The 2898-nt window shown below is 74.4% G+C and carries 2 protein-coding genes and 1 pseudogene; 2 read left to right on the top strand and 1 reads right to left on the bottom strand.

Features of this window, described 5'->3' with window-relative positions; genetic code table 11:
• Window positions 1-1649: metallophosphoesterase family protein (locus G5C65_RS34820; protein ID WP_165303061.1), on the bottom strand; the 1649-nt coding region annotated here is incomplete at its 3' end.
• A 77-nt stretch (window positions 1650-1726) separates the two neighbouring features.
• On the opposite strand from G5C65_RS34820, the gene G5C65_RS34825 reads away from it, so the two are divergent.
• Together G5C65_RS34825 and G5C65_RS34830 are read left to right on the top strand one after the other, a co-directional pair.
• Complete coding sequence (locus tag G5C65_RS34825) at window positions 1727-2080, top strand: metallopeptidase family protein (RefSeq protein ID WP_165303063.1); 354 nt, start codon at window positions 1727-1729, stop codon at window positions 2078-2080.
• Window positions 2081-2394: 314 nt separating this feature from the next.
• A pseudogene (locus tag G5C65_RS34830) lies at window positions 2395-2898 on the top strand (hypothetical protein); the annotation flags it as partial.

Raw genomic sequence — 2898 nt, forward strand, 5'->3', positions numbered from 1 at the left:
GAGGGGGACGGGGAGGAGCCCGGCTCGATCTCCTTCGGGAGGTGGCGGGACACCTCGGCCTTGGAGAGGCCCAGGCCGCCCAGGGTGATCTCGTCCCACGCCTGGAGCCGGTCCGTGTCGCGGTCCAGGTAGAGGACGGACGCCTGCACCTTCTGCGGCTCGTCGCCCTCCACCGCGCGGAGGCCGCCGCCGCCCGTGGAGCCCTCGATCTTGAGGCGGGTGCCGCGGTCGAGGACCTCCTCGCTGCGGTTGTGCGTGTGCCCGGCGAGGGCGAGGGGGACGAGGCCGTCGGTCTGTTTGGCCAGTACCGGGTTGTGGGCCACCGCGATGTCCACGGGGGTGCCCGCCGCTTTCTGGGAGCGCAGCGCGCCCGCCAGCTTGCGGCCGTCCTCGCGCTCCGCCGGGTCCCCCGCGGCCTCGACCGAGCGGTCCGGGGTGAACTGCGGGTCGCCCCAGCCGGCCAGCCGGAGGCCGGCCACGTTCACCGGGACGCCGGTGTCCAGGACGTGGACCCGGTTCTTGGGGCCGTCGTCGCCGGAGCTCCCGCCCTTGTCCCGGTCCCGGTCCGCGTCCGCGTCCCCGTCCCGGTCCCGGTGTGATTTCCGGTCCGCCTGGGCCTTCGCGTCCAGCTTCTTCATCGCCTCCTGGGTGGTGAGCGAGTCGTGGTTGCCGCGTACCCATACATACGGGGCGCCGAGGTCCGGGATGGGGTCCAGGAAGCCGTTCTCGGCCTTGGTGCCGTGGTCCATGGTGTCGCCTGTGTCGATGATCACATCGATCTCGTACTGCTCCACCAGGGAGCCGATGATCTTCCAGGCCGCCGGATTGAGGTGGATGTCCGAGACGTGCAGGACGCGCGTCGTCGACGGGTCCGGCTCGTACGCCGGGAGGGTGGACGCCGTGTCGTACAGCTTGGCGACGTTGGTGACCAGCCGGGCCAGCTCCTTCTGGTAGACGTCGAACTCCGTGGCGATGTTCCGCGCGTCGCCCACCACCGACGGCGCGCTCGCCAGCAGCCCGGAGAACCTCGGCTCCAGGACGGACTTCGGGTTGAACGTCGCGAACGCCGTCGCGCCGGACGCCAGCAGCAGCACCAGCGACAGCCCGCCCGCCGCCAGCGCGCGGCGCGGACGCCGGTACACCGCCAGCCCCAGCGCGCACGAGCCCCCGACCACAGCGCCCGTCGAGCGCAGGGCCAGGCCCAGCGTGCCCTGCTGCACATCGGAGGAGATCTCCTCCTCCAGCCCCTGGATCCGGTCCGGGCGGTCGACCAGCGCGGAGGCCCGCTCCTGGTCCAGCTCGTCGACGTCGACGTCCAGCCGGAGCGGCGCGTGGTGGCTGCGCAGCTCCAGCGAGCCCAGCGGCGAGACGTTGATCTTCGTGCCGCCGGTGAAGGATGGACGCAGCGCCATCCGCGCCTCCATCGGCCCGACGGAGGTGTGCGCGCCGCCCACGATCAGCAGCCCCAGCCAGGCGCCCAGCAGCGTGACCGTGATCAGCCCGAGCGCCCGCCAGTACGGGTGCGGGGGGCGGGTCAGCGACGCGGTGGGGGTGAGATGGTGCGCGCGGTACCTGCGCCGGGCGCCGGCGGCCATCCTCCGGGCCCAGACCGCGGCGGCGAGGAACGGCCTCGTGGCTACGCGGGCCATGGTGCGAGTGTTGCCGCTCGGCGGCGTCCGTATGCCGCACCCGGGGCGTACTGCACGACAATGGCGGAGTGCTGGAGATGACGCGTGAGGAGTTCGAGGAACTGGTCGCCCAGGCGCTCGACCGTATTCCGCCCGAACTGACCAGGCTGATGGACAACGTCGCCGTGTTCGTGGAGGACGAGCCGCCCGCCGGGGACCCCGAGCTCCTCGGCCTCTACGAGGGCACCCCGCTGACCGAGCGCGGCGAGTGGTACGCGGGCGTCCTGCCGGACCGCATCACCGTCTACCGCGGGCCGACCCTGCGGATGGTCGGCCGCGAGGACGGGGACCGGGACCTGGTGGTGGAGGAGGTCGAGATCACGGTGGTGCACGAGATCGCCCACCATTTCGGGATCGACGACGAGCGGCTGCACGCCCTCGGGTACGGGTGACGGCGGGCCGCCGCGCCGCGGGCGGGGCCGTGCGGGGCCGGGCCGGGCCGGGCCGGTGCGGTGCGGGTCCGTGCGGGTCCGTGCGGGTCCGTGCGGGTCCGTGCGGGCCCGTACGGGGCGTGTGCGCAGGGAGCGTGCGTGTCGGGGTGCGGTGCCCCGGGCGCGCTCCGGGGGGCGCTGTGCGCGCCGTGGGCCGTGACCTGTTGGGGTGACGGAGAGTTGGGCAGGGCACCCGGGTGCCATGTCCAGGCCGAGGAAGACGCCGAGGCCCATGGTGCCCGTGTCTTCCTTCCCCCGCGCCTGGAGGTCCCGCTGTGAGCCGTCCGCGCTCGCCCCGCGCCGTCCCCGCCGCCCGTGGCTCGATCACCGTCGGCGCGCTGATAATCGCGGCTGTCTCCGCGCTCAGCGGGTGTACGACCGTGCACGGCGCGGACGACGCACGCGAGGGCGGCGGTGCCACGCCCGTCGGCAGCCGCTCCGACGAGCACCCCGGCGGAACCCTGCCCGAGGGCGGCGTCGCCCGCCCGGGGCACGGCGGCGACCGGGACAAGAAGGACGACGACGAGCGCGACCGCAAGAGCAAGAAGGACCGCAAGAAGGGCAAGAAGGACAAGGACGACCGGAAGCGCGCCGGGGACGGCGACGCGGAGGACGGGGACGACGGCGACGCCCGCCGGGGCACCAGCGCCCGGAGCGGTGCGGGCGGCGGATCCGTCCGGCCCTCGCGGCCCGCGCCCAGCGCCGGGGCGACGAGCGGCGGTACGTCGGGCCCGGCGGACCCCGAACCCACCCGCACCCCGGGGGGCGGCGGGCAGTCC

The sequence above is a fragment of the Streptomyces boncukensis genome (assembly GCF_011045075.1).
GTDB classification, from domain to species: domain Bacteria; phylum Actinomycetota; class Actinomycetes; order Streptomycetales; family Streptomycetaceae; genus Streptomyces; species Streptomyces boncukensis.

Bases quoted from the DNA above. Each gene is read 5' to 3' on its own strand.
- G5C65_RS34825 (WP_165303063.1), top strand. From the start codon at position 1,727: ATGACGCGTGAGGAGTTCGAGGAACTGGTCGCCCAGGCGCTCGACCGT.